Genomic DNA, 24,832 nt, shown 5'->3' on the forward strand with positions numbered 1-24,832 from the left:
CAAGAATTACCCCCTTCAGGCGCGCCTGCGCGGGGGGCTTTTTGCCCGAGCCGTAGGCGAGGCCCGCGGCTCCGTGCGCGCCCGCTTGTGGCGGCGCTGGGCAGGGGGCGGAGCCGTGGCGGCTGGCTCCATCGCGCTGGCCGGCTCCTACGCCTTCTGTCGCACTACGCGCTGGTGAGGTTTCCTGAAGAAGCGGTCCAGCACCATGTCCCACTGCACCATGGCGAGCTTCCAGACCACCGATGGCGCGGGGTCTGCGCCAAAGCGGATGCGCAGCTCGTCGAACCTCTCGCCGGGCAGAAGGCGTTGGCGGATATTGGCGATCGCCGCCTTGGCCGCCGCCACCCGCCGGTCGGCCTCGGTTCGGTCGATCTCTCTCGCCTCGACCGCCTCCAGGGTTGGGCACTTGTAGGTGCGACAGGTGGTTAGCCGCTTTTCGTAAATCTGGCAGACGGAACCGCACAGGTTTCCGCATGGGAGAAGAAAGAATCGCTCGCCATCATTGCGCTGCACTATCGTAAAGCCGAGCTCGCCGGCTTCCGGTTCTTCATGGGGGAAGATCGGACCCTGGTCGAACAAGGACCCCTCGCAGCAGATGCCGCAACTAACGCAAAGATCGCTGCCGGCGCCTGAGTCTTCGTCCATGCGAAAACAATACAGGGCGGAGCAAGACTCGATATATACCGAAGGATAGGTTCCAGTTCTTGCTGATCCTAAGTAATTCGACCCCAAAAGAAACCGCTCGCCGGCGGCTGAAAAATTAGCCTTCGCTTACGCGCTTTCGGTCCGGACCAAAGTCGTGTCCGATTCCTGTCCCTGCGCGTTCTCCTCCAGCACCCGGCTGGGGATCGCTTCGTAAACCGGATGACCGGGAACGAGATCGCGGATGTCCACCCTGTGCTCGCCCCGGATCTGCAGCAGCATGCACAGGACTCCTTCCGGGCTTTTGGATACGTAATTGACGAGGCTGTCGGACTGGCCCGAGAGCACCCGCTCGAGCGCGCAATCCTCGACCCGCTGCAGCCCCCACGCGTGCGCCTCGTCCCACGCGGCCGCGAACCCTTCCGCCCCGGGCCGCGCGCGCAGCTTGTAGAGCGCCTCCATCGATTTCCCGATCGACCGCGCCGCCTGGTTGACGATCCCCGTCGCCGCGAGCGTCGCGACGAAGTGCCGCTGCAGTTCGGGTGTGATCGAGTTCCGCCGCGGACGCTTGTGGAGGTAGGGCGCGAACGCGAGCAGCGGGTCGTCGTCGGAAGGCAGCGGGGAGGGCGAATAGGCCGCGGCCGAGGTCGCCTGGCGCGGCGTGGCACGGGTGGGGAGGGGGCGATGACGAGAGTCCAGAGGGTGCGAGGTAGTCACGGTCCGCAGACACATTGCAGATTCAAGGTGTGTAGGAAAACGATCACAGCCCGGTGAGGAATTCGCGGACCCGGAGCGGCGCTCCGCATGACAGCGCTTGAGACGGCACTGTATTTCAGGATGGCGCCTAAGTTGCGCAGGTTCACAAGGTATCTTGAGCATAAACGAAATTATCTTAAGTTACCTTTCGGAAGGGGGAACCACGGATGGCTGGCAAGCGCACGGCGACCGAAAAAAGCCCGTCGGACTTCAACATCTACGCCCGATCGGGGATCGCGCAGGGGTCGAAGACCTGGAGCTCGACACAGGTGCATTCATCGGGGGGAGGAGGTTACGTGGGTCCGCAGGGCGGCGACGTGCAGGCTGCCAAGGTCACCAGCAGCAACACGACGCACCATGCCTTCTTCCTCGTCGAGGATGGCGGGAAGGAAATCGAGATATCGTTGGCGGGCGTTCCATTCAGCGTTCGCGATGGACACCGTGTGACCGCGGTCTATGCCGGACACCAGCAAGACGAATGGCAGTGGCTCACGCACCTGCATAATCATCACACTGAGCAGTCTGCGAAGGTGCCAACCGCCTACCGAAAGATCATCGGCAACCCGAACGTGTGGATATTCTTCGGGGCCATGGCGCTTGCCGTAACACTCGGCATTCTTGCCGAGTCCTGGATGCTCTTTGTCCTGATCATCGCAGCCTACGCCGGATTCACGCTCCTGGTGGAATCTCCCAAACTGAGAGTGCTTGCAGAGGAGCTCGACACACGTGCGCAGCGCCTGATCGACGAGCGAGCCGCTGAGACCCAAATAGCGCCTGTCGCATGACCGGGCCAGCTCCGTCGGCTGTCATGCCGGTCGCGTCGATCGACGATGTTAACGTGTTCACGAAGTCGGGCGTGGTCATTGACCGACAGGCCGATTCCGAAACCTCGGTCTATGGATCGGTATCGGGAGGCCGCGGTAGAATAAGCTCATCCACGACCGAATACCTGACGCTGTTTCTGCGCGATGACGAAGGAAACGAGTTCAGCGTTGTGCTGCAGGACTTTTCCATTCCTGTGCGGGCAGGCAATCGTCTGACGATCCTTTTTGCCGGGACCAGGAGCAGCCGCGCCGGCCGGGCGGCGGGCATTCTCAACCACGATACAGGGGTTGAGAGCATTTGCACGGCCACGATAGAAGGATTGGCCCCGCGCTCGAAGGCTGGCTGCTTGCTGCTGGTTGTCGTTCCGATCCTGGCGTTTTTGGCTCTCGGGACTGCGTCCCGGTTTGCATTGGGCATTCTGGGCGATGACTCCCCCATCGCCCTTCTCCTTGCCGTAGCCTGGCTCGCCTCGCCCTTCGTTGCCTTTGTCGTGATGCTTCGCCGGGGCCGGCGCGAAACGCGCGTTGCGGGGGAGTTGAGGGCGCAGATCAGGAACTTGATACAGCAGAGGCTCGATGCGGCGAGAACGGCGCCGCCGCGTAGTTTGGGTTCATAACGGTCAGCGAAAGGACACTGCATGCTCAACGCCGCGAATATTCGCCCCTATCCGCTCATGCTCGCCGCTCTGGTCCTGACTGCATGCACTCAAGGCGACGCCAATGCGGACACGGGCAATCTGGCAGCGAACGACTCCGTGCAGGATACCGGATCGCTGGCGTCGTCGCCTTCGACTGCAGCGCCTGGCGCCGCCCGTCTGCCTGCTGCGGCGCTCGCTGCGTGGGAAGGTTATGCCCGTGAGCAATGTCGTGCCATTGGCGAGCGCTTCAGCTCCGTCCGCTTTACACCGCTGTCAGGCACGGCAGCGCCCGACAGGCCCGATCGTGGAGGCTTTGTTGCTACCGACTTCAATGGTGACGGGAAGCCCGACTTCGTTGTCGTAACGAGTGGTCAGGGCTGCAGCGGAGAGGGGCCGGGGCCCGGAGCGACCGACTTCGTAATATCCAGGTCAGATGGATATCGTGCCGTCGAAGGTTTTGCCGGTGCGCTCGAACCCCAGATGGTCAAGCAGCGCGATGGCAAGGATTTCGTCGAGTTTCCGGGTGGATACTTCGGGAATTGCGGGGAAGTGGCAGTTTCCGTGTGGGGTTGGAGCGGGCAGGAGATGGAAGTCGTTGAACGCCGCGACAGCAAGGGCCAGCGCGTTGACAAGGAGGGCTGCGCCCTTGCCGCACAGTCGAAGGGGGCCGCTGGAAGCAAGCCTCCACTGCCGTTCGAACCGGGTTACTGGGCCGGGGGCGTGAGTTGCACGGAGGCTATTGAGGAAGCGGCGGAGCTACCTCCGGACGAAGCAAGCCTCCATTACCTGACCGCGACCGGGGGTTACATCGGTCGGTTCGAGATACAGCGCTTTCAGGCTCTCGGCGGCAACCGCTACCGGCTGATCGGACGAGAACACGACGAGAATGGATCGACGCCGAGCACGATGGATATAACCGTTGGCAGCCGGAAAAGCTTTACCGATAGCCGGTATGGCGGTCGCTATACGTACTGTCCGACTTCCACGGTTTCGCGCACTGTTCGTTCGTATTACGAGAACCGCTAGCCCGGCGCGTCTCTTGACCCTTCGCCCGAATCCAACTAAGGGCGCCCCATCCAGGGCAGGCTTCGTCTCGAAGTGAGGCTCGCCTCGGGCAGATAGAGCTGAACATTGGCGGTGTCGTCCCGGGCCTGGCGCTAGGGGGATCCCATCAAAGTAGTACTTTGATGGGGCCCGGTTGCGCGAAGGCTCTTTTCTATTGAGGCGCGGCCCATCGCGGGGCGCTTCGGGGCGGCCGTCAAAGTAACCCGGTGTCCGTGGACGCGGGTGGAGTGTTTCAGGCTCGTGCGATGCATCTCGCTTCGCGGCTCTCGCACGAGAGTCCGCCGGCCGCGCGCATGGTCCTTTCTCCCTTCATCCATTGCCTGGCACTCCCATACGGTGAAGAGAGAAACGTCTTAATGCCGACGATCAACCAGCTGGTCCGCAAGGGCCGCGAACCGCAGAAGGCCAAGTCCAAGGTCCCTGCGATGGATGCCAACCCGCAGAAGCGCGGCGTGTGCACCCGCGTCTACACGACGACCCCGAAGAAGCCGAACTCGGCGCTGCGCAAGGTCGCCAAGGTGCGCCTCACCAACCAGCGCGAGGTCATCACCTACATCCCGGTGCTGATCCGCGGCGGCCGCGTGCGCGACCTTCCGGGCGTGCGCTACCACGTGCTGCGCGGCGTCCTCGACACGCAGGGCGTGAAGGACCGCAAGCAGAGCCGCTCGAAGTACGGCGCCAAGCGTCCGAAGTAAGGGTTTAGCGCGGCGCTAGCCCGGCTCCGGACCGATCCGCCTGCCGGCTACCTGCGAAGGTAGTCCTTGGGTGGCCGGGAGGGGGAGCGGGCCGGAGCCGCAGGACGTCCACGGAGGTGGACGGCCACTCCGAAGGAGTTAGAAAACATGTCACGTCGTCGTCGTCCCGAGAAGCGGGAAATCCTGCCTGATCCCAAGTTCGGTGATCAGGTCCTGTCGAAGTTCATGAACAACCTGATGTATGACGGGAAGAAGTCCGTCGCCGAGAGCATCGTCTATGGTGCGCTCGAGACGGTCGAGACCCGTGCCAAGGCCGATCCGATCGCGGTGTTCCACAGCGCGCTCGACAATGTGAAGCCGCAGATCGAGGTCCGTTCGCGGCGCGTCGGCGGTGCCACCTACCAGGTGCCGGTCGAGGTCCGTCCCGAGCGTGCCCAGGCGCTCGCCATCCGCTGGCTCATCACCGCCGCCCGCGGCCGTGCGGAAACCACCATGGCCGCGCGTCTTTCCGGCGAGCTGATGGATGCCGCCAACAACCGCGGCAACGCGGTCAAGAAGCGCGAGGACACGCACCGCATGGCCGATGCGAACCGCGCCTTCTCGCACTACCGTTGGTAATCACTATATGGGGGCCGGCTCTCGGCTGAGGGCCGCCCCCGCTACTCCCTGAGGAATTTTTCCATGGCCCGCAGCCATCCCATCGAGCGCTACCGCAATTTCGGAATCATGGCGCACATCGACGCCGGCAAGACCACCACGACCGAGCGGATCCTCTACTACACCGGCAAGTCCTACAAGATCGGCGAAGTCCATGACGGCGCCGCCACGATGGACTGGATGGAGCAGGAGCAGGAGCGCGGCATCACCATCACGTCGGCCGCGACGACCACCTTCTGGCAGGCCGAAGACGGCCAGGGCCCCGAGCACCGCCTGAACATCATCGACACCCCCGGGCACGTCGACTTCACCATCGAAGTCGAACGCTCCCTCCGCGTCCTGGACGGCGCAGTAGCCGCGTTCGACGGCGTCGCCGGCGTGGAACCCCAGTCCGAAACCGTCTGGCGCCAGGCTGAAAAGTACGGCGTGCCGCGGATGTGCTACATCAATAAACTGGACCGCACGGGCGCTGACTTCTACTACTGCGTTCAGACGATCATCGATCGTCTCGGTGCGGTTCCGGCCGTCCTTTATCTGCCTATCGGCACAGAAGGTGGCTTCAAGGGTCTGGTCGACCTCGTCAATGATCGTGCGATCATCTGGCAGGACGAGAGCCTCGGAGCGAAGTTCGATTACACCGAAATCCCCGCCGACATGGCCGACAAGGCCGCCGAATATCGTGAACGCCTAATCGAACTCGCTGTCGAACAGGACGACGACGTGATGGAGAAGTATCTGGAAGGCGAACTTCCTGATGCTGCCACGCTCAAGAAGCTGATCCGGAAGGGCACCTTGAACCACAAGTTCGTGCCGGTGATGTGCGGCTCTTCGTTCAAGAACAAGGGTGTGCAGCCGCTGCTGGACGCAGTTGTCGACTACCTGCCGAGCCCTATCGACGTTCCCGCGATCAAGGGCGTCAAGCCGGGCACGGACGAGGAGGACACCCGTCCTTCGTCGGACGAGGCACCGTTCTCTGCACTTGCGTTCAAGATCATGAACGATCCGTTCGTCGGCTCGCTCACCTTCACCCGCATCTATTCGGGCAAGCTGACCAAGGGTTCGTACCTGAACTCGGTTAAGGACAAGAAGGAAAAGATCGGTCGCATGCTGCTGATGCACTCCAACAATCGCGAGGACATCGAGGAAGCGTATGCAGGCGACATCGTTGCACTGGCGGGCCTGAAGGAAACCACCACGGGCGACACGCTGTGCGATCCGGCCAAGCCGATCATTCTCGAGCGCATGGAATTCCCGGAGCCGGTCATCGAACTCTCGGTCGAGCCCAAGACAAAGGCCGACCAGGAGAAGATGGGCGTCGCGCTGCATCGTCTCGCGGCCGAAGATCCGAGCTTCCGTGTTTCGACCGACCATGAATCGGGCCAGACGATCATCAAGGGCATGGGCGAGCTTCACCTCGACATCCTCGTCGATCGCATGAAGCGCGAGTTCAAGGTCGAGGCGAACGTCGGTGCGCCGCAGGTGGCGTACCGCGAGTACCTCGCGAAGCCGGTCGACGTGGACTATACCCACAAAAAGCAGTCGGGCGGCTCGGGTCAGTTCGGCCGTGTGAAGATCAAGGTCACTCCGGGCGAGCGCGGTCAGGGCTTCGTGTTCGAAGACAACATCAAGGGCGGCAACATCCCGAAGGAGTACATTCCGGCAATCGAGAAGGGTCTGCGCGAGCAGGCTGAGAGCGGCTATCTGGTGGGCTTCCCGATCATCGACTTTACCGTCGAGCTATATGACGGTGCGTACCACGACGTCGACTCGAGCGCGATCGCGTTCGAAATCGCCGGTCGCGGCGCGATGCGCGAAGTAGCGCAAAAGTCGGGCATCAAGCTGCTCGAGCCGATCATGAAGGTCGAGGTCGTCACTCCCGAGGATTACCTCGGCGACGTCATTGGCGACATCAACAGCCGCCGTGGCCAGATCCAGGGCACCGACAGCCGGGGCAATGCCCAGGCGGTCGAGGCAATGGTGCCGCTCGCCAACATGTTCGGGTACGTCAATGAGCTGCGCTCGTTCACTCAAGGGCGCGCGCAGTACACGATGCAGTTCTCGCACTATGACGAAGTGCCCGCGAACGTGGCAGCCGAGGTCAAGGAGAAGCTTGCCTAAGAAAGGGTGAGCGTCTAGGGGCGGCACCCGATTCACCGGGTGCCGCAACCCGACTTGGTGAAATTCAATCCCAGACAGAGGTTAGAGTCAAAATGGCTAAGGAAAAATTCCAGCGGAACAAGCCGCACTGCAACATCGGCACCATCGGTCACGTCGACCACGGCAAGACCACGCTGACCGCCGCGATCACCAAGGTGATGGCCGAACTCCACGGCGGCGCGGCGGTTGATTTCGCCAACATCGACAAGGCTCCCGAAGAGCGCGAGCGCGGCATCACCATCTCGACCGCTCACGTCGAGTATGAAACCGACGCCCGTCACTACGCGCACGTCGATTGCCCGGGCCACGCGGACTACGTGAAGAACATGATCACCGGTGCTGCCCAGATGGACGGCGCGATCCTGGTGGTGAACGCTGCTGACGGCCCGATGCCGCAGACTCGCGAGCACATCCTTCTCGCCCGCCAGGTCGGCGTGCCGGCGCTCGTCGTCTACATGAACAAGGTGGATCAGGTCGACGACGCCGAGATTCTGGAGCTCGTCGAACTCGAGGTCCGCGAGCTGCTCAGCTCGTACGACTTCGACGGCGACAACATTCCGATCGTCAAGGGCTCGGCTCTCGCTGCTCTCGAAGGTCGTGACGACGAGATCGGCAAGAACTCGGTCATCGAGCTGATGAAGGCTGTCGACGAGTACATTCCGCAGCCGGAGCGTCCGATCGACAAGCCGTTCCTCATGCCGATCGAAGACGTTTTCTCGATCTCGGGTCGTGGTACGGTTGTCACCGGCCGCGTCGAATCGGGCGTTGTGAACGTCGGTGACGAGTGCGAGATCGTCGGCATCAAGGACACCACCAAGACGACCGTCACCGGCGTCGAGATGTTCCGCAAGCTCCTCGATCGCGGTGAAGCCGGCGACAACATCGGTGCGCTGATCCGCGGCGTGGCGCGTGAAGCCGTTGAGCGTGGCCAGGTTCTGGCCAAGCCTGGTTCGGTCAACCCGCACACCGATTTCGAAGCCGAAGTGTACGTGCTGTCGAAGGACGAAGGGGGCCGTCACACGCCGTTCTTCGCCAACTACCGCCCGCAGTTCTACTTCCGCACCACCGACGTGACCGGCGAAGTCGTCCTTCCCGAGGGCACCGAGATGGTCATGCCGGGCGACAACGTCACGATCGGCGTCAAGCTGATCGCGCCGATCGCGATGGATGAGGGCCTCCGCTTCGCCATTCGCGAAGGCGGCCGGACCGTCGGTTCGGGCGTCGTGTCGAAGATCACGAAGTAAGTCTCGCGATCTCCAGGATTGGGCCCGCTCTCCCGTTCGGGGAGGGCGGGCCTTTCCTTTTGAAGGGGCCGTCGCCGCTGCCACGCGTCAGCGGAGTGCCGGCAGTGAATTCAACGCAATTCGGGGCTTGCCAGCGTGAGGGCTCCTCCGTATAGGCGCGGCACCGGCGGGGATTCGTCTCCTCCAACGAAATTCATGGGAAGGCCGCCCGTACCGGGGAACCGGATGCAAGCGGGGCGGGCCTTTTCTTTTTTGCGGGTTCAGGGTGTCGGCACCCGCGCTCGCTTGGCTCTTTCGCATCGGTTAGTGGACATGGAAGCTCAGAACATCCGCATTCGTCTCAAGGCATTCGATCATCGCGTGCTTGACCAGGCGACCGGAGAAATCGCGGACACCGCGCGTCGTACCGGCGCGCTCATCCGGGGCCCCATTCCGCTGCCGACGCGTCTCGAGAAGTTCACCGTGAACCGCGGTCCGCACATCGACAAGAAGTCGCGGGAGCAGTTCGAGGTGCGCACCTATAAGCGGCTGCTCGACATTGTGCAGCCCAACGCCCAGACGGTCGACGCGCTGATGAAGCTCGATCTGGCCGCTGGCGTGAACGTCGAGATCAAGCTCGCTTGATTTCACTGCGGACCGCGGTGGTCCGCTGACAAGGGATACCTCCGGCAAGTTGCCGGGTAGCGTCCCCCGTCTCGCCTCCTTCGGGAGGCACTTTGGCCCGGACGGGGCGACGCATGATTTTCCAGGGCCGAAGCACGCACCGGGGATGGTCCTCGGTGCCTCTGTAAGGAGAATGGATCATGCGCTCCGGCGTGATCGCTAAGAAAGTCGGGATGACCCGCCTGTTCCAGGAAGATGGCCGGCACGTCCCGGTCACCGTCCTGGCGCTTGAAGATTGCCAGGTCGTTTCGCATCGTACCGAGGACCGCGACGGCTACTATGCTGTCCAGCTGGGTGCGGGCGAGGCCAAGCAGAAGAACGTCAACAAGCCGCAGCGCGAAGCTTTCGCCAAGGCCAACGTTGGCCTTAAGATGCGCGTCGCGGAATTCCGCGTGGATGGCGAGGATGCGCTGATCCCCGTAGGGTCGAGCATTTCGGCCGAGCACTTCATTGCTGGCCAGAAGGTCGACATCACCGGCTGCACCAAGGGCAAGGGTTTTGCCGGCGCCATGAAGCGTTGGGGCTTCGGAGGCATGCGTGCGACGCACGGTGTTTCGATCAGCCACCGTGCGCACGGTTCGACCGGGCAGCGGCAGGACCCGGGCAAGGTCTTCAAGAACAAGAAGATGGCCGGCCACATGGGTGACAAGCAGCGCACCCAGCAAAACCTCGAGGTTGTCCGCACCGATCCGGCGCGAGGCCTGATCTTCGTAAAGGGCTCGGTCCCTGGCGCGAAGAATGGCTGGCTGCTGGTGCGCGATGCCGTCAAGCTCAAGGCTCCGGCCGAGCTTCCGTTCCCGGCCGCGATCATCGACCGCAACGTTCCCCAGCACGAGGAGGCGCCTGCCGGTCTCGTTGAGGCCGCCGCAGAGCACGAAGTGCACGATCAGGTGAGCCCGGAGCTGCAGGAGCAGCTCGCTCAGGAGCAGCAGGCCGGCGCGGGTGACGAAACCACTCCTGCGGTGGGCGAAGAAACTTCCGAAGGCGGCGCTGCCGGCTCGGACGAGAGCAAGGAGGGCTGATCCCGTGAAGGTGAAGGTCCAGAAACTCGACGGCACCGAGGTCAAGGGCGATCTCGAGCTGAACGACGACGTGTTCGGCATCGAACCGCGGCAGGACATCCTGCACCGCGTCGTCACCTGGCAGATGTGGAACCGTCGCGCGACGGCGCGTCCCACTCGTGAGCGCAGTGAAGTCTCGCGCACCGGCAAGAAGTTCGGCCGCCAGAAGGGCGGCGGTACGGCTCGACATGGCGACCGCGCGGCCCCCGTGTTCATCGGCGGCGGCAAGGCTCACGGTGCTCGTAAGCGTGATTTCAACATCTCGCTGAACAAGAAGATCCGTTCGCTGGGTCTGCGCATGGCGCTGTCGAGCAAGGCCAAGGGCGGCCTGGTGATCGTCGATAGCCTTGTGCTCGACGATGCCAAGACCAAGGCGCTCAAGGGCCAGTTCGACAAGAATGGCTGGGGCGGCAAGGTTCTCGTGATAGACGGGGACTCGGTCGAAGGTTCGTTCGCCCGTGCCGCTGGCAACCTGCCCGGCGTCAATGTGATGCCGGCTGTGGGCGCCAACGTTTACGACATTCTGAAGCACGACACGCTGGTCCTGACCAAGGCGGCGGTCGAAAAGCTGGAGGCGCGCTTCAATGGCTAAGAACCAGCAAATCGCGATCGACGCGCGTCATTATGACGTCATCCTCGCGCCCCACATCACCGAGAAGAGCACGTTGCTGTCCGAGCACAATGGCGTGGTCTTCAAGGTCGCCAACGACGCTACCAAGCCGCAGATCAAGGAAGCGGTCGAGGCGCTGTTCGGTGTCAAGGTGACCGGCGTGAACACCATCGTCGCCAAAGGCAAGACCAAGCGCTGGAAGGGTAAGCCCTACACGCGCACGGACATGAAGAAGGCGATTGTCACTCTGGCGGACGGCGACACGATCGACGTCACCAGCGGGATCTGAGGGCAGGGACAATGGCACTCAAGAATTACAAGCCGACCAGCCCGGCCCGTCGCGGCCTGATCCTGGTCGACAAGTCCGCCCTGTGGAAGGGCAAGCCGGTCAAGGCGCTGGTCGAAGGCAAGCGCAAGACGGGTGGCCGTAATAACAAGGGGCACGTGACGAGCCGCGGCATCGCGGGCGGCCACAAGCAGAAGTACCGCTACGTCGATTTCAAGCGGCGCAAGTGGGATATGCCGGCGACCGTTGAGCGGCTCGAATACGACCCGAACCGCACCGCGTTCATCGCTCTGGTGAAGTACGAGGACGGTGAACTCGCCTACATCCTCGCGCCGCAGCGCCTCGCGGTCGGCGACACTGTGGTTGCTGGCGAGAAGACCGACACCAAGCCAGGCAACGCCATGTTGCTCGGCACGATGCCGGTCGGCACCATTTGCCACAATGTCGAGATGAAGCCGGGCAAGGGCGGGCAGATTGCCCGTTCGGCCGGGACTTACGTCCAGGTCGTCGGTCGTGACCGCGGGATGGTCATCGTCAGGCTCAATTCAGGCGAGCAGCGTTACCTGCGCTCGGATTGCATGGGTACGGTTGGCGCGGTGTCGAACCCCGACAACCAGAACCAGAACTTCGCCAAGGCCGGCCGCAGCCGCTGGATGGGCAAGCGTCCGCTGACCCGCGGCGTTGCTAAGAATCCGGTCGATCACCCGCACGGCGGCGGCGAAGGCCGCACCTCGGGCGGCCGCCACCCGGTCACCCCGTGGGGCAAGCCGACCAAGGGCGCGCGGACCCGTCATAACAAGGCGACGGACAAGATGATCATCCGTTCGCGTCACGCCAAGAAGAAGAGGTAATCGAGATGGCTCGTTCCGTCTGGAAAGGTCCGTTCGTCGACCTCCACCTGCTGAAGAAGGCCGAGGACGCGCAGGAGAAGAACGCGCGCGGTGCGATCAAGACCTGGTCGCGTCGCTCGACGATCCTGCCGCAGTTCGTCGGACTGACCTTCAGCGTCTACAATGGCCAGAAGTTCATTCCGGTCTCCGTCAACGAAGACATGGTCGGCCACAAGCTCGGCGAATTTGCGCCCACGCGCAATTTCCCTGGCCACGCCGCCGACAAGAAGGGCAAGCGCTGATGGGCAAGCAGAAAGCTCCCCGCCGCGTGGGCGACAACGAGGCGCTCGCCGTCGGCACCACGATCCGTGGTTCGGCGCAGAAGCTCAACCTTGTCGCCGCGCTGATCCGTGGCCGCAAGGCCGAGGAAGCGATGAACATCCTCACCTTCTCCAAGAAGGCGATGGCGCGTGACGCTTCCAAGGTGCTCGCAAGCGCGATCGCCAACGCCGAGAACAACCACAACCTCGATGTCGACGCGCTCGTCGTCGCCGAGGCGTCGGTCGGCAAGTCTGTCACCATGAAGCGCTTCCACACGCGCGGACGCGGAAAGAGCACCCGCATCCTTAAGCCGTTCAGCCGGCTACGCATCGTGGTCCGCGAGAGCGAGGAGGCCTGATCCATGGGTCATAAATCAAACCCCGTCGGCCTGCGCCTGCAGATCAACCGCACCTGGGACAGCCGTTGGTACGCCGAAGGGCGCGACTACGCGAAGCTGCTCAGCGAGGACATCGAGATCCGCAAGTATATCGTCGACAGCCTGCCGCAGGCCGCGATCAGCAAGGTCGTGATCGAGCGTCCGGCAAAGCTGTGCCGCGTTTCCATCTATGCCGCCCGTCCGGGCGTCATCATCGGCAAGAAGGGCGCGGACATCGAGAAGCTTCGCGCCAAGCTGGCGACGATGACCAAGAGCGACGTCAAGCTCAACATTGTCGAGATCCGCAAGCCGGAGATCGATGCCAAGCTCGTCGCGCAGGGTATTGCCGACCAGCTTGTGCGCCGCGTGGCCTTCCGCCGTGCGATGAAGCGCGCGATGCAATCGGCCATGCGCCTGGGTGCCGAAGGCATCAAGGTGATGTGCGGCGGCCGCCTTGGCGGTGCCGAAATCGCCCGCGTCGAACAGTATCGCGAAGGCCGCGTGCCGCTGCATACGCTGCGCGCGAATGTCGACTATGCCGATGCCGAGGCACTCACCGCCTACGGAATCATCGGAATCAAGGTCTGGATCTTCAAGGGTGAGATTCTTGGCCATGATCCGACCGCCCAGGACCGCCTGATGATGGAGGCTCAGACCTCCGGCGTCCGGCCGGCCCGCTGATTTCGGAAGTAGAGAAAAATCATGCTGCAACCGAAGAAGACCAAGTTCCGCAAGGCTTTCAAGGGCCGGATCAAGGGTGACGCCAAGGGCGGCACGAGCCTGAACTTCGGCTCGTACGGCCTCAAGGCGCTCGAGCCCGAGCGCGTCACCGCTCGCCAGATCGAGGCGGCTCGCCGTGCGATCACGCGTCACATCAAGCGTCAGGGACGCCTGTGGATCCGCGTGTTCCCCGACGTGCCGGTGTCGAAGAAGCCTGCCGAAGTCCGCCAGGGCAAGGGCAAGGGCTCGATCGAATACTGGGCCGCCCGTGTGAAGCCGGGCCGCGTGCTGTTCGAACTCGACGGCGTTCCTGGCCCCCTTGCTGCCGAGGCGTTCAGCCGTGCGGCGATGAAGCTGCCGATCAAGACCAAGGTTATCGCCCGTCTGGGTGACACCAGCCACCTGGGAGCCGAGTGATGGCGAAGAAGCCCACCAAAGCACCCGCCGGCAGCAAGGCCGAGGATATGCGCACAAAGACCGATGACCAGCTCGGCGAGCAACTCGTGGAGCTGAAGCGCGAGGCGTTCAACCTGCGCTTTCAGGCCGCGACCAACCAGCTGGAGCGCCCGGCGCGCATCCGCGAGGTGCGCCGCGACATCGCGCGTATCAAGACGCTGCAGGGCGAGCGTTCTCGCGCTGCCGAAGCGAAGTAAGGAAGTAGCGATGCCCAAGCGTATCCTGGTCGGGACAGTCGTCTCCGACAAGACCGACAAGACCGTGACCGTGCTGGTCGAGCGCAAGGTGAAGCACCCGCTCTACGGCAAGATCATCCGTCGCTCGAAGAAGTATCACGCGCATGATGAAGCCAACGAGTTTCATCCTGGCGACGTGGTGCGGATCGAGGAAACCCGGCCGATCTCCAAGACCAAGACCTGGACCGTGAAGGACCGGGTACTGGCTGGCGGCGTCCAGGCGGTCGAAGCCGACATCGAAGTTGCCGAAGCCGGTAACTGAGCCAAGTTTTTTAGGAACTGCCGGACTGGTTCCGGCAAGCCGAACGAGAAGGAACCGGATCTATGATCCAGATGCAATCCACGCTCGACGTCGCTGACAACAGCGGCGCCAAGCGCGTCCAGTGCATCAAGGTGCTGGGCGGGTCCAAGCGCCGCACCGCCGGCGTGGGCGACGTCATCGTCGTCTCGGTGAAGGAGGCGCAGCCGCGGACCCGCGTGAAGAAGGGCGACGTTCATCGCGCGGTTATCGTGCGCACTCGCAAGGATGTGCGTCGCGCCGATGGCAGCGTCATTCGCTTCGACAGCAATGCCGCCGTGCTGGTGAACAAGAACGAGGAGCCCATCGGCACCCGTATCTTCGGGCCCGTGGTTCGTGAGCTGCGCGGTCGTGGCTTCATGAAGATCATCAGCCTTGCTCCGGAGGTGCTGTGATGGCTGCCGCCAAGATCAAGAAGGGCGATAACGTCGTAGTGCTTTCGGGCAAGGACAAGGGCCGCACCGGCACCGTCCAGGCCGTGATGCCCAAGGATGGCAAGGTTGTCATCGATGGCATCAATGTGTCGGCCCGCCACCGCAAGGCGAGCCAGACCAACCCGCAGGGTGGCATCGATCGCAAGCCTGCGCCGATGCACATCTCGAAGGTTGCGCTGGCCGATCCGAAGGATGGCAAGCCGACCCGCGTCCGCTTCGAAACGAAGGACGGGCGCAAGGTTCGCGTTGCCGTTAAGTCCGGGGAGACCATCGATGGCTGATCAGCAGTATACTCCGCGTCTGAAGGCCAAGTACGAAGCCGAGATCGCCAAGGCGATGACGGAGAAGTTCGGCTACAAGAACGCGATGGAAGTGCCCAAGCTTGAGAAGATCACGCTCAACATGGGCGTGGGCGAAGCGAGCCAGGACAAGAAGAAGGTCCAGACCGCCGCCGAGGAAATGGCGCTCATCGCTGGCCAGAAGCCGGTCATCACCAAGGCCAAGAAGTCGATCGCCCAGTTCAAGCTGCGTGAAGGCATGCCGATCGGTACCAAGGTGACCCTTCGCCGCGAGCGGATGTATGAGTTCCTCGACCGGCTCGTGACCGTCGCGATGCCCCGCATCCGCGACTTCCGCGGGCTGAACCCGAAGAGCTTCGACGGGCGCGGCAACTATGCAATGGGCCTCAAGGAACAGATCATCTTCCCGGAAATCTCGTACGACAAGATCGAGAAGGTCCGCGGGATGGATATCATTGTAACCACCACGGCGAAGACCGACGACGAGGCGCGCGAGCTGCTGCGCCTGTTCGGCTTCCCGTTCCCGCGCGAAGAAGCCGCTGCTCCGGAATCGACCGGCGAGCAGCAGGCCGCGTGACTCAGATTTAAGGAAGAGAGCTTAAGTCCATGGCGAAACTGAGTTCGATCAACAAGAACGAGCGGCGCAAGAAGCTCGTGAAGAAGTATGCCGGCAAGTACGCCCGGTTGAAGGCTATTGCCGATGACAAGTCGCTCGACGATGGCGAGCGTCTGATGGCTCGCCTGAAGCTGGCGGAAATCCCGCGCAATGCAAACCCGACCCGGGTGCGCAACCGCTGCTCCACCACCGGCCGCCCGCGCGGCTACTACCGCAAGTTCGGGCTCAACCGCATCGAGCTCCGCGATCTCGGCAACAAGGGCCTCATTCCGGGCCTGACCAAGTCGAGCTGGTGAGGACCTAAAGATGGCATTGACCGATCCCCTGGGTGATATGCTCACCCGCATCCGTAACGGCCAGCAGGCGAAGAAGGACTCGGTCCTTACTCCCGCCAGCAAGCTGCGCGCCAACGTCCTGGAAGTGCTGAAGCGTGAAGGCTTCATCCGCGGCTTCACCGAGGACGAAACCGGCAAGCACCCCGCACTGCGGATCGAACTGAAGTATTTCGAGGGCGAGCCTGCGATCAAGCATCTCGCTCGCGTCTCCAAGCCGGGCCGGCGCGTCTATTCGGGGTCGAAGGACCTCCCGAACGTTCGCAACGGACTTGGCATCACCATCGTCTCGACGCCGCGCGGCGTGCTCTCGGATGCCGAGGCGCGCAGCCAGAACGTCGGCGGCGAAGTGCTGGCGGAGGTATTCTGATGAGCCGCATCGGCAAACGGCCGGTGGCGATCCCCAGCGGGGTCACCGCCGACATCAGCGGGAACACGTTGTCGGTGAAGGGGCCCAAGGGCACCCTCGCGATGGGCATGTCCGACCTGATCGATTACAAGGTCGAGGACGGCGCGATTTCGATCATGCCGGCGAACGACAGCAAGGCGGCGCGTGCTTTCTGGGGCATGCAGCGCACGCTGGTGTCGAACCTGGTGGAGGGCGTAACCGCCGGCTTCACCAAGACGCTCGACATCAAGGGTGTGGGCTACCGCGCAGCAGCGCAAGGACGCAAGTTGAAGCTGCAGCTCGGCTACAGCCACGACGTCGATCTCGATGTGCCCGAAGGCCTCGAGGTGAAGACGCCCGATCAGACCACGGTCGAGATCTCCGGCATCGATAAGCAGGCGGTCGGGCAGTTCGCCGCCGAAATCCGTCGCTGGCGCAAGCCCGAGCCGTACAAGGGCAAGGGTATTGCCTATCGCGGCGAGTACATCTTCCGCAAGGAAGGGAAGAAGAAGTAAGATGGCCAAGCTTTCCCTCTTCGAGCGCCGCCGTCGCCGCGTGCGCACCGCGATCAAGGCCCGCGCCGGCGATCGTCCGCGGCTTTCGATCCACCGTACCGGCCGGCACATCTATGCGCAGGTCATCGACGACAAGCAGGGCCGCACGCTGGCCGCTGCCAGCACGCTGGGCATCTCGTCCAGCGGTGCCAACGTCGATGCTGCCGCCCAGGTCGGCAAGACCATCGCCGAAGCGGCCAAGCAGGCCGGTGTCAGCGCGGTGGTGTTCGACCGCGGCGGGTTCCTGTTCCATGGCCGCGTGAAAGCGCTGGCCGACGCCGCCCGTGAAGGCGGGCTGGAGTTCTGATGATGCCTGAAAACGAAAACAACGAAGCCGTGACTGCCGAAACGCAGAACGCCGTGGTGAACGAGCAGCCGGCAGTCGCCGATACTCCCTCGGAGGCCGCGCAGACGCAGAATGTCGAGAGCGGCGATCCCACGCAGCCCCGTGGGCGTGGCGCTCGCGGTGGTGACCGTGGCGGCGATCGTGGTGGGCGCGGCGGTCAGGGCGGCCGTGGCGGCAACCGTGGCGGCCGGCGCGACGACCGTCGTGGCGGACGCGAGGAAGAAGACGACGGCATCATCGAGAAGCTGGTGCATATCAACCGCGTCTCCAAGACCGTGAAGGGCGGCAAGCGCTTCGGCTTCGCGGCGCTCGTCGTCGTTGGCGACGGCGCCGGCCGCGTGGGTTTCGGTCACGGCAAGGCGCGCGAAGTGCCGGAAGCCATCACCAAGGCTACCGCTTCGGCCAAGAAGAAGATGATCCGCGTTCCGCTCAAGGAAGGCCGGACCCTGCATCACGACGGCAAGGGCCGTTTCGGTGCGGGCAAGGTCAACGTCCGTAGCGCGCCCGCTGGTACCGGCATCATTGCCGGCGGCCCGATGCGCGCGGTGTTCGAGAGCCTTGGCGTGGCCGACGTGGTGACCAAGTCGGTCGGCACTTCGAACCCCTATAACATGATCCGCGCCACGTTTGACGCGCTGCAGGACCAGACTTCGCCGAAGTCCGTCGCCCAGCGCCGCGGCAAGAAGGTAGCGGATCTGCTCGGCCGTGGCGGCGCGAGTGACGCCGAGGCGGAAGCCGAAGCTGCCGCGATTGTGGAGTAAGCCAGATGGCGAAGATCAAGATCAAGCAGATCGGCAGCCCGATCCGCCGTCCCGAAAGCCAGAAGAAGGTCCTCATCGGCCTTGGCCTCGGCAAGATGCACCGCGTGGTGGAGGTCGAGGATTCGGCTGAAGTCCGCGGCGCGATTGCCAAGCTGCCCCACATGGTGGAAGTGGTCGAAGGATAACTTCGAAATCGACCGTCAGACGCGACGGTCTGCGGTGGGCATCGTCTCACCGGCGCGAACTAAGCGAAAGCGAGTGCTTTGACATGAAACTGAACGACATCCGTGACAACGAAGGCGCGCGTCATCGCAAGATGCGCGTCGGCCGGGGCATCGGCTCGGGTAAGGGCAAGACCGCAGGCCGCGGCCAGAAGGGTGCCAAGGCGCGCTCGGGCGTATCGGTCGCCGGCTTCGAGGGTGGCCAGATGCCGCTCCACATGCGCATTCCGAAACGGGGCTTCAACGCGCTCAATCCGAAGGACTACGCTGAAGTTAATCTGGGCATTGTCCAGAAGTTCATCGACGCGGGCAAGCTCGATGCTTCCGGCGTGATCGATCACGAGGCGCTGAAGAACGCTGGAGTCGCGAGGGGCTCCAAGCATGGCGTGCGTCTGCTCGGCAAGGGCGAACTGACCTCCAAGGCAAGCTTCCGCGTCGCCGGCGCGTCGAAGGGTGCGCTGGAAGCGGTGGCGAAGGCCGGCGGCTCGGTCGAAGTTATCGCCAAGCCGCAGCCCGAGCATGAGAAGAAGCAGGCCCGCCGCGAGGCGAATGCCGCCGCCAAGGCCGCGAAGTAGCGAATAACGGACAGCGGGGGTTCGACATCCGGACCCCCGCTTCCTATGTAGCCTCCCTGTGCCGGGAGGGAGCCTAACACCCCTTGGCGCCAAAACAGGATTTTCGGGTAATCCCATGGCATCACGCGCCGACAACATCGCCAGCTCGCTGAGCCTGGCGAACTTTTCCAAGGCCACCGAGCTCAAGAACCGCATCTGGTTCACGATCGGTGCCCTGATCGTCTTCCGCTTCCTGAGCTTTGTACCTCTTCCGGGCGTGAACCCGCTCGTGCTCGAACAACTTTACGCGCAGACTCAGGGCGGCATCCTCGACCTGTTCAATACCTTCTCGGGCGGCAGCCTTGAGCGCATGAGCCTGATTGCGCTCGGCATCATGCCGTACATCACGGCTTCCATCGTGATCCAGCTGGCAGCATCGCTCCATCCCGCACTCGCGGCAATGAAGAAGGAAGGTGCTTCGGGGCGCCAGAAGCTCAATCAGTACACTCGCTACGGCACGGTGTTCCTGTGTGCAGTGCAGGGCTGGTTCCTTGCTTCGGGGCTGGAGGCATACGGCGCTTCCAGCGGACTCCAGGCGGTCGTTTTTCCCGGTCTGACGTTCCGCATCACCGCGGTGATCAGCCTGCTCGGCGGTTCCATGTTCCTCCTTTGGCTGGGTGAGCAGATCACCAGCCGCGGGATCGGAAACGGCGTGTCCCTGATCATCATGGCAGGAATCGTGGCCCAGTTCCCCAGCTTTGGGGCAAACCTGTTCGAGGGTGGCCGCTCGGGGTCGATCAGCCCGTTCGTGATTGTCGGTTTCACGGTCATGATCGTTGGACTGATCATTTTCATCTCGTTCATGGAGCGCGCGCAGCGCCAGCTACTGATCCAGTATCCCAAGCGCGCCAGCCAGCGCGGAATGATGCAGGCCGATCGCAGCCACCTGCCGCTCAAGCTGAATACCTCGGGCGTGATCCCGCCTATCTTCGCAAGCTCGCTGCTGCTCCTGCCACTGACGATCAGTCAGTTCGCGGGTCAGGCAATCGATCCGGAAGGAACCGCGGGCGGCGTCATCAACACCCTGAACTTCTATCTCCAGCACGGGCAGCCGCTGTACCTGCTGCTCTACGCGGCAGGGATCATCTTCTTCACGTTCTTCTACACCGCGGTGGTCTTCAATCCGGAAGAGACGGCGGAAAATCTCAAGAAGAACGGCGGCTTCATCCCGGGCATCCGTCCGGGCAAGCGGACGCAGGATTACCTCGACTACGTCCTCACCCGCATAACCGTGATCGGCGCAATCTACCTGACGCTGGTGTGCGTCATTCCTGAATACATGATCGCGCAGACGGGCATTCCGCTCTTCCTCGGCGGCACCAGCCTGCTCATCGTGGTGAACGTGACGGTCGATACCATCAGCCAGATCCAGTCGCACCTGCTTGCGCACCAGTACGGCAACCTTATCAAGAAGGCGAAGCTCAAGGGCCGTCTGCGCTAGGGCGAGCCAACAGGGGATCGGGGGACGCGCGTGAACATCATCCTTCTCGGACCGCCCGGAGCGGGCAAGGGCACCCAGGCCCAGCGGCTCGTCGACCGGCACGGGATGCGGCAGCTTTCGACGGGCGACATGCTGCGCGCCGCGGTCAAGGCCGGCACCCCTGTCGGTCTGGAAGCCAAGGCGGTGATGGAGCGGGGCGAACTGGTGTCGGACGACATCGTTTCCCGGCTGATCGACGCCGAACTCACCGCAATGGGGGCGGGGACAGGCGCTATCTTCGACGGCTATCCGCGTACTGCCGCCCAGGCGGAGGCGCTGGACGTGATTCTCGCCGCGCATGGTCGCCGGCTCGATCATGTAATCGAGCTGGAGGTGAACGAGGACGCACTTGTCGAGCGGATCACCGGCCGTTTTACCTGTGCCAACTGCGGCGAAGGCTACAACGATAACTACAAGCGGCCGGTTCAGCTGGGCCTGTGCGATCGCTGCGGCTCGACCGAATTCAAGCGACGTCCGGATGACAATGAGGAAACGGTGCGCACTCGCATGGCCGAGTACCGGGCGAAGACGGCCCCGATCCTCCCGATTTACGAAAACCGCGGTATCGTGCGCCGGATAGATGGCATGGCCGATATCGAGCAGGTGACCAGCGCCATCGAAGCGATCCTCGCGGGTTAAGCCTTTTCGCTTCCCTCGCTCCGTGGAATAAGGCGGAGGGGAGGGATGCGATGATCACGATCTTGCGCGGCGCGTTGGCCGCTCTTGGGGGCATGACTTTGGCCTGTGTCCCCGCGCGAGCCGAAGTGGTGGAAAGCTCTGCCGATCACTTCGTGACGCGCGATAGCGTCGTCGTCGCCGCGGCGCCCAAGGCTTCCTGGCTGGCACTCATCGATCCCGCCGAATGGTGGGATGAGAGCCACACCTGGTCGGGCTCGGCTGCCAACCTGTCGCTGGCACCTCAGGCTGGTGGATGCTTTTGCGAAAGATTGCCAGAGAAGGACAGCGCGACCGAAGTCGGTCTTGCCGGGAGCGCACAGCACATGACAGTCGTTATGGCCGAGCCCATGAAAGTCCTGCGGATGCGGGGCGCTCTTGGCCCGCTACAGAGCGAGCCTGTGGACGGGGTCCTCACGATAACGATGCAGCCGGTCGCTGGTGGTACCAAGCTGGTCTGGGAGTATGTCGTCGCCGGTCACATGCGGTATCCGGTGCCCAAGATATCCGCTTCGGTTGACGAGGTGATGAGCCAGCAGTTGGGTCATCTGGCCGACAAGCTGCGTAGAGCCGGCGCTCCCCCGGCCAACCAGGCGCCGGTCGCCAAGCCCGCGCCGAAAGGGGTCGGTGAGCAACGAACGTCCGATGATGTGGGCGCCGCAATCGACGCACTCGATGAAGGGAAGGGCGATTGACCGGTTTGACCGCGCCTGTCCTCGGTCTGCTGCACTTGGTTGCAGTTGGCCCCATTGAACCGATAACGAGGTGGCATGAAGCATCCGCGAGCGATTTCGCCTTCGCGACGGTTGACGGGATGATCGAATCGTCCTAAGCGCGCGCCCTATTCGACACATCGGCAGCAGTCCGGCAGGCGCGTCAACGCATGCGCGCCATCCGGGCTTTTTGCCGTAATGGCCCTAGGCCTTCTGTCGAGTAACAGCGATGAGATAGGGGCCGCCCCCGTCACCAGACGGACCGGTCAAGCCCCTGTGGAGCATGGAGAATAAAGTGGCTCGTATTGCCGGGGTAAACCTCCCCACCAACAAGCGCGTGATCATTGCGCTCACCTACATTCATGGAATCGGCCGCACGACCGCGGTGAAGATCGCCGACAAGCTCGGCATCGATCACACGCGTCGCGTGTCCGACCTGTCCGATGCCGAAGTGCTGCAGATCCGTGAAACGATCGATGGCGAGCATCAGGTCGAGGGCGACCTTCGCCGCGAAACCGCGATGAACATCAAGCGTCTGATGGACCTGGCCAGCTATCGTGGCCTGCGTCACCGCAAGGGCCTGCCGGTCCGCGGCCAGCGCACGCACACGAACGCCCGCACCCGCAAGGGCAAGGCCAAGGCAATCGCCGGCAAGAAGAAGTAAGCGTCGCGCCTTTCAGGCGTCACGACTTTTTCTCTTTTCGAGCTAGTTACAGGATAACAGGATCATGGCACGCGAACCCCAGCGCATTCGGCGCCGCGAGCGGAAGAACATTTCCAGCGGCGTCGCGCACGTCAACGCCAGCTTCAACAACACGATGATCACCATCACGGACGCCCAGGGCAATGCCATCAGCTGGTCCTCGGCCGGCATGATGGGCTTCAAGGGCAGCCGCAAGTCGACTCCGTACGCCGCGCAGGTTGCTGCCGACGACGCCGGCAAGAAGGCTGCGGAACACGGCGTCCGCACCCTCGAGGTCGAGGTCAAGGGCCCGGGCTCGGGCCGCGAAAGCGCGCTGCGGGCACTGCAGGCAGTTGGCTTCACGATCACTTCGATCCGCGACGTGACCTCGATCCCGCATAACGGTGTGCGGCCCTCCAAGCGCCGCCGCGTCTGATCCGTACCTGCCCGGCGCAGGGTCGCTCCCTGCGCCGCCTTTCACGGACCGGACGCGCCGCCAGCGCCGGTCCGAAACGCATTTGAACCCCAGGGGATATCCATGGCCGTCAACACCAAGAACTGGCAGGAACTCAAGAAACCCAACAGCCTCGAAGTGAAGGACGCCGCGAAGGGCCGCAAAGCCACTTTCGTCGCCGAGCCGCTGGAGCGCGGCTACGGCCTCACCCTCGGCAACGCGCTGCGCCGTGTGCTCCTGTCGAGCCTGCAGGGTGCGGCGATTACCTCGATCAAGATCGAGAACGTGCTGCACGAATTCTCTTCGCTCGCCGGCGTGCGCGAGGACGTTACCGACATCGTCCTTAACGTTAAGCAGATCGCGCTGCGGATGGAAGGCGAAGGCCCAAAGCGGCTGCAGCTTGCCGCCACTGGTCCGGGCGAAGTCACCGCCGGAGATATCGCTGTTTCGGGCGACATCGAGGTGATGAACAAGGATCTCGTGATCTGCCATCTCGACGAGGGCGCCAATCTCAACATGGAACTGACCGCCGACACCGGCAAGGGCTATGTCCCCGCGGTTGGCAATCGTCCGGTCGATGCGCCGATCGGGCTGATCCCGGTGGACAGCCTCTACTCGCCGGTTCGCCAGGTCAGCTACAAGGTCGAGAACGCCCGCGTCGGTCAGGAGCTTGATTTTGACAAGCTCTCGCTCTCGGTTGAAACCGACGGCACCGTCACTCCGGAAGACGCCGTGGCCTATGCCGCGCGCATCCTGCAGGACCAGCTCGCGCTCTTCGTCCACTTCGAAGACGGCATCCCGCAGTCCTCGAGCCCGATGATCGGTCTCGCGGCGCAGCCGGAAGAAAGCGACGCCAACCAGCTCAACCGCTACCTCCTCAAGAAGGTCGACGAGCTGGAACTGTCGGTTCGTTCGGCCAACTGCCTCAAGAACGACAACATCATTTACATCGGCGACCTGGTCCAGAAGACCGAGGCCGAGATGCTCCGTACGCCAAACTTCGGCCGCAAGAGCCTCAACGAGATCAAGGAAGTCCTGAGCTCGATGGGCCTGCGCCTTGGCATGGACATCCCGGGCTGGCCGCCCGAGAACATCGAGGAAATGGCCAAGAAGCTCGAGCAGGAGCTGCTCGGCTAATCAGGCGACAAGGGGCATCGGCCGGACCCCTTCTTCCGGCCTGCATCGGGTTACCTGACACGGACCCCCTACGAACGGAGTACTGAACATGCGTCACGGACATTCGGGCCGTAAGCTGCAGCGCAAGAGCGGCCACCGCGCCGCGCTGCTGCGCAATCTCGCCGCCTCGCTCATCAAGCACGAGCAGATCCTTACCACCACGCCCAAGGCGAAGGAGCTGCGTCCCTACTTCGAGAAGCTGATCACGCTCGCCAAGCGTGGCGGGCTCTCCAACCGGCGTCTGGCGATGGGGCGCCTCGGCGACGAGACCCAGCTCAAGAAGCTGTTCGAGGTTCTGGCCGAGCGTTATGCCGGTCGCGATGGCGGTTACACCCGTGTCATCAAGGCTGGCATCCGCGCGAGCGACGCCGCGCCGATCGCGATCATCGAACTCGTCGATCGCGATGTGGAAGCCAAGGGCCAGGACTCGGGCCCGGTGATGAACGCCGACGCGGACGAGTTCGAAGCCGCCTAAGTCGCGTAACCAATCGAAAACGAAGGGCCGGGGGCAATCCTCCGGCCCTTTTCTTTTGCCTGCGCGGGTCAGAGCGG

37 protein-coding genes are annotated in these 24,832 nt (G+C 63.2%); 35 read left to right on the forward strand and 2 right to left on the reverse strand.

Annotated features, from left to right (window positions below):
* Window positions 1–147 precede the first annotated feature (147 nt).
* Together IEW58_RS03830 and IEW58_RS03835 are read right to left on the reverse strand one after the other, a co-directional pair.
* Entirely contained in the window at window positions 148–645 is a 498-nt protein-coding gene (locus tag IEW58_RS03830; RefSeq protein ID WP_188643910.1) for a hypothetical protein, read from the reverse strand.
* A gap of 126 nt (window positions 646–771) precedes the next feature.
* Window positions 772–1,359 (reverse strand): hypothetical protein, encoded by a 588-nt coding sequence (locus IEW58_RS03835; RefSeq protein ID WP_188643911.1) that lies wholly within the window; start codon window positions 1,357–1,359, stop codon window positions 772–774.
* A 206-nt stretch (window positions 1,360–1,565) separates the two neighbouring features.
* Here IEW58_RS03835 and IEW58_RS03840 point away from each other — a divergent pair, with 206 nt between their 5' ends.
* From IEW58_RS03840 to rplQ, 35 genes are all read left to right on the forward strand, one after another.
* The gene (locus tag IEW58_RS03840; RefSeq protein ID WP_188643912.1) at window positions 1,566–2,183 is read left to right on the forward strand and encodes a hypothetical protein; all 618 of its coding nucleotides are present in this window, start codon (window positions 1,566–1,568) and stop codon (window positions 2,181–2,183) included.
* The gene (locus IEW58_RS03845; RefSeq protein WP_188643913.1) at window positions 2,180–2,839 is read left to right on the forward strand and encodes a hypothetical protein; all 660 of its coding nucleotides are present in this window, start codon (window positions 2,180–2,182) and stop codon (window positions 2,837–2,839) included. Before IEW58_RS03840 ends, IEW58_RS03845 begins: the two co-directional genes overlap by 4 nt.
* Before the next feature lie 21 nt (window positions 2,840–2,860).
* A complete protein-coding gene (locus IEW58_RS03850) occupies window positions 2,861–3,886 on the forward strand; it encodes a VCBS repeat-containing protein (protein WP_188643914.1) in 1,026 nt (341 codons plus the stop codon).
* A gap of 395 nt (window positions 3,887–4,281) precedes the next feature.
* Window positions 4,282–4,620: a 30S ribosomal protein S12 gene (rpsL, locus tag IEW58_RS03855; protein WP_188645657.1), complete on the forward strand. Its 339-nt coding sequence runs from the start codon at window positions 4,282–4,284 to the stop codon at window positions 4,618–4,620.
* 147 nt (window positions 4,621–4,767) lie between these two features.
* Complete coding sequence (rpsG, locus tag IEW58_RS03860) at window positions 4,768–5,238, forward strand: 30S ribosomal protein S7 (RefSeq protein ID WP_188643915.1); 471 nt, start codon at window positions 4,768–4,770, stop codon at window positions 5,236–5,238.
* Between the two features lie 63 nt (window positions 5,239–5,301).
* On the forward strand, window positions 5,302–7,395 hold the full coding sequence (fusA, locus tag IEW58_RS03865) for an elongation factor G (protein WP_188643916.1): 2,094 nt from the start codon (window positions 5,302–5,304) through the stop codon (window positions 7,393–7,395).
* A 92-nt stretch (window positions 7,396–7,487) separates the two neighbouring features.
* Window positions 7,488–8,678, forward strand: coding sequence for an elongation factor Tu (tuf, locus tag IEW58_RS03870; RefSeq protein ID WP_188643917.1), 1,191 nt, complete (start codon window positions 7,488–7,490; stop codon window positions 8,676–8,678).
* Between the two features lie 312 nt (window positions 8,679–8,990).
* On the forward strand, window positions 8,991–9,302 hold the full coding sequence (gene rpsJ / locus IEW58_RS03875; protein WP_188643918.1) for a 30S ribosomal protein S10: 312 nt from the start codon (window positions 8,991–8,993) through the stop codon (window positions 9,300–9,302).
* 179 nt (window positions 9,303–9,481) lie between these two features.
* Window positions 9,482–10,363, forward strand: a complete 882-nt coding sequence (rplC, locus tag IEW58_RS03880; RefSeq protein WP_188643919.1) for a 50S ribosomal protein L3 — start codon at window positions 9,482–9,484, stop codon at window positions 10,361–10,363.
* A 4-nt stretch (window positions 10,364–10,367) separates the two neighbouring features.
* Window positions 10,368–10,994, forward strand: coding sequence for a 50S ribosomal protein L4 (gene rplD, locus IEW58_RS03885; protein ID WP_188643920.1), 627 nt, complete (start codon window positions 10,368–10,370; stop codon window positions 10,992–10,994).
* Window positions 10,987–11,301 carry a 50S ribosomal protein L23 gene (locus IEW58_RS03890; RefSeq protein WP_188643921.1) on the forward strand — a complete coding sequence of 105 codons (315 nt, stop codon included), beginning with the start codon at window positions 10,987–10,989 and terminating at the stop codon, window positions 11,299–11,301. Before rplD ends, IEW58_RS03890 begins: the two co-directional genes overlap by 8 nt.
* A gap of 11 nt (window positions 11,302–11,312) precedes the next feature.
* Window positions 11,313–12,149, forward strand: coding sequence for a 50S ribosomal protein L2 (rplB, locus tag IEW58_RS03895; protein ID WP_188643922.1), 837 nt, complete (start codon window positions 11,313–11,315; stop codon window positions 12,147–12,149).
* A gap of 5 nt (window positions 12,150–12,154) precedes the next feature.
* Window positions 12,155–12,430, forward strand: a complete 276-nt coding sequence (gene rpsS / locus IEW58_RS03900) for a 30S ribosomal protein S19 (RefSeq protein ID WP_067677486.1) — start codon at window positions 12,155–12,157, stop codon at window positions 12,428–12,430.
* Complete coding sequence (rplV, locus tag IEW58_RS03905) at window positions 12,430–12,807, forward strand: 50S ribosomal protein L22 (RefSeq protein WP_126175298.1); 378 nt, start codon at window positions 12,430–12,432, stop codon at window positions 12,805–12,807. The genes rpsS and rplV overlap by 1 nt, the downstream gene beginning before the upstream one ends.
* 3 nt (window positions 12,808–12,810) lie before the next feature.
* Window positions 12,811–13,506 carry a 30S ribosomal protein S3 gene (rpsC, locus tag IEW58_RS03910; RefSeq protein WP_188643923.1) on the forward strand — a complete coding sequence of 232 codons (696 nt, stop codon included), beginning with the start codon at window positions 12,811–12,813 and terminating at the stop codon, window positions 13,504–13,506.
* A 21-nt stretch (window positions 13,507–13,527) separates the two neighbouring features.
* Window positions 13,528–13,962, forward strand: coding sequence for a 50S ribosomal protein L16 (gene rplP / locus IEW58_RS03915; protein ID WP_126175300.1), 435 nt, complete (start codon window positions 13,528–13,530; stop codon window positions 13,960–13,962).
* Window positions 13,962–14,198, forward strand: a complete 237-nt coding sequence (gene rpmC, locus IEW58_RS03920) for a 50S ribosomal protein L29 (RefSeq protein ID WP_188643924.1) — start codon at window positions 13,962–13,964, stop codon at window positions 14,196–14,198. The genes rplP and rpmC overlap by 1 nt, the downstream gene beginning before the upstream one ends.
* 10 nt (window positions 14,199–14,208) lie before the next feature.
* Entirely contained in the window at window positions 14,209–14,499 is a 291-nt protein-coding gene (gene rpsQ, locus IEW58_RS03925) for a 30S ribosomal protein S17 (RefSeq protein WP_188643925.1), read from the forward strand.
* A 62-nt stretch (window positions 14,500–14,561) separates the two neighbouring features.
* A complete protein-coding gene (gene rplN / locus IEW58_RS03930) occupies window positions 14,562–14,930 on the forward strand; it encodes a 50S ribosomal protein L14 (protein WP_126175303.1) in 369 nt (122 codons plus the stop codon).
* Window positions 14,930–15,250 carry a 50S ribosomal protein L24 gene (gene rplX, locus IEW58_RS03935; RefSeq protein WP_188643926.1) on the forward strand — a complete coding sequence of 107 codons (321 nt, stop codon included), beginning with the start codon at window positions 14,930–14,932 and terminating at the stop codon, window positions 15,248–15,250. The genes rplN and rplX overlap by 1 nt, the downstream gene beginning before the upstream one ends.
* Window positions 15,243–15,845 (forward strand): 50S ribosomal protein L5, encoded by a 603-nt coding sequence (gene rplE, locus IEW58_RS03940; protein ID WP_188643927.1) that lies wholly within the window; start codon window positions 15,243–15,245, stop codon window positions 15,843–15,845. The genes rplX and rplE overlap by 8 nt, the downstream gene beginning before the upstream one ends.
* 29 nt (window positions 15,846–15,874) lie before the next feature.
* Window positions 15,875–16,180, forward strand: a complete 306-nt coding sequence (gene rpsN / locus IEW58_RS03945) for a 30S ribosomal protein S14 (protein ID WP_188643928.1) — start codon at window positions 15,875–15,877, stop codon at window positions 16,178–16,180.
* Between the two features lie 10 nt (window positions 16,181–16,190).
* The gene (gene rpsH, locus IEW58_RS03950) at window positions 16,191–16,586 is read left to right on the forward strand and encodes a 30S ribosomal protein S8 (RefSeq protein ID WP_188643929.1); all 396 of its coding nucleotides are present in this window, start codon (window positions 16,191–16,193) and stop codon (window positions 16,584–16,586) included.
* Window positions 16,586–17,119: a 50S ribosomal protein L6 gene (gene rplF / locus IEW58_RS03955; RefSeq protein ID WP_188643930.1), complete on the forward strand. Its 534-nt coding sequence runs from the start codon at window positions 16,586–16,588 to the stop codon at window positions 17,117–17,119. Before rpsH ends, rplF begins: the two co-directional genes overlap by 1 nt.
* 1 nt (window position 17,120) lies before the next feature.
* Window positions 17,121–17,465 carry a 50S ribosomal protein L18 gene (gene rplR, locus IEW58_RS03960; RefSeq protein ID WP_188643931.1) on the forward strand — a complete coding sequence of 115 codons (345 nt, stop codon included), beginning with the start codon at window positions 17,121–17,123 and terminating at the stop codon, window positions 17,463–17,465.
* Window positions 17,466–17,467: 2 nt separating this feature from the next.
* Window positions 17,468–18,265 (forward strand): 30S ribosomal protein S5, encoded by a 798-nt coding sequence (rpsE, locus tag IEW58_RS03965; RefSeq protein ID WP_229658422.1) that lies wholly within the window; start codon window positions 17,468–17,470, stop codon window positions 18,263–18,265.
* A 5-nt stretch (window positions 18,266–18,270) separates the two neighbouring features.
* Window positions 18,271–18,450 carry a 50S ribosomal protein L30 gene (gene rpmD / locus IEW58_RS03970; RefSeq protein ID WP_188643932.1) on the forward strand — a complete coding sequence of 60 codons (180 nt, stop codon included), beginning with the start codon at window positions 18,271–18,273 and terminating at the stop codon, window positions 18,448–18,450.
* An 83-nt stretch (window positions 18,451–18,533) separates the two neighbouring features.
* Window positions 18,534–19,061 carry a 50S ribosomal protein L15 gene (gene rplO, locus IEW58_RS03975; RefSeq protein WP_188643933.1) on the forward strand — a complete coding sequence of 176 codons (528 nt, stop codon included), beginning with the start codon at window positions 18,534–18,536 and terminating at the stop codon, window positions 19,059–19,061.
* 115 nt (window positions 19,062–19,176) lie between these two features.
* Window positions 19,177–20,541, forward strand: coding sequence for a preprotein translocase subunit SecY (gene secY / locus IEW58_RS03980; RefSeq protein ID WP_188643934.1), 1,365 nt, complete (start codon window positions 19,177–19,179; stop codon window positions 20,539–20,541).
* Between the two features lie 30 nt (window positions 20,542–20,571).
* Window positions 20,572–21,219: an adenylate kinase gene (locus IEW58_RS03985; RefSeq protein WP_188643935.1), complete on the forward strand. Its 648-nt coding sequence runs from the start codon at window positions 20,572–20,574 to the stop codon at window positions 21,217–21,219.
* A gap of 50 nt (window positions 21,220–21,269) precedes the next feature.
* Window positions 21,270–21,950 carry an SRPBCC family protein gene (locus tag IEW58_RS03990; protein WP_188643936.1) on the forward strand — a complete coding sequence of 227 codons (681 nt, stop codon included), beginning with the start codon at window positions 21,270–21,272 and terminating at the stop codon, window positions 21,948–21,950.
* Between the two features lie 313 nt (window positions 21,951–22,263).
* A complete protein-coding gene (gene rpsM / locus IEW58_RS03995; protein ID WP_188643937.1) occupies window positions 22,264–22,632 on the forward strand; it encodes a 30S ribosomal protein S13 in 369 nt (122 codons plus the stop codon).
* Window positions 22,633–22,696: 64 nt separating this feature from the next.
* Window positions 22,697–23,086, forward strand: coding sequence for a 30S ribosomal protein S11 (gene rpsK / locus IEW58_RS04000; protein ID WP_188643938.1), 390 nt, complete (start codon window positions 22,697–22,699; stop codon window positions 23,084–23,086).
* A gap of 102 nt (window positions 23,087–23,188) precedes the next feature.
* On the forward strand, window positions 23,189–24,241 hold the full coding sequence (locus IEW58_RS04005) for a DNA-directed RNA polymerase subunit alpha (protein ID WP_188643939.1): 1,053 nt from the start codon (window positions 23,189–23,191) through the stop codon (window positions 24,239–24,241).
* 88 nt (window positions 24,242–24,329) lie between these two features.
* Entirely contained in the window at window positions 24,330–24,755 is a 426-nt protein-coding gene (gene rplQ / locus IEW58_RS04010; RefSeq protein ID WP_188643940.1) for a 50S ribosomal protein L17, read from the forward strand.
* Window positions 24,756–24,832: the final 77 nt, after the last annotated feature.

It is taken from the genome of Tsuneonella deserti, assembly GCF_014644315.1.
In the GTDB taxonomy this organism is placed as follows: Bacteria; Pseudomonadota; Alphaproteobacteria; order Sphingomonadales; family Sphingomonadaceae; genus Tsuneonella; species Tsuneonella deserti.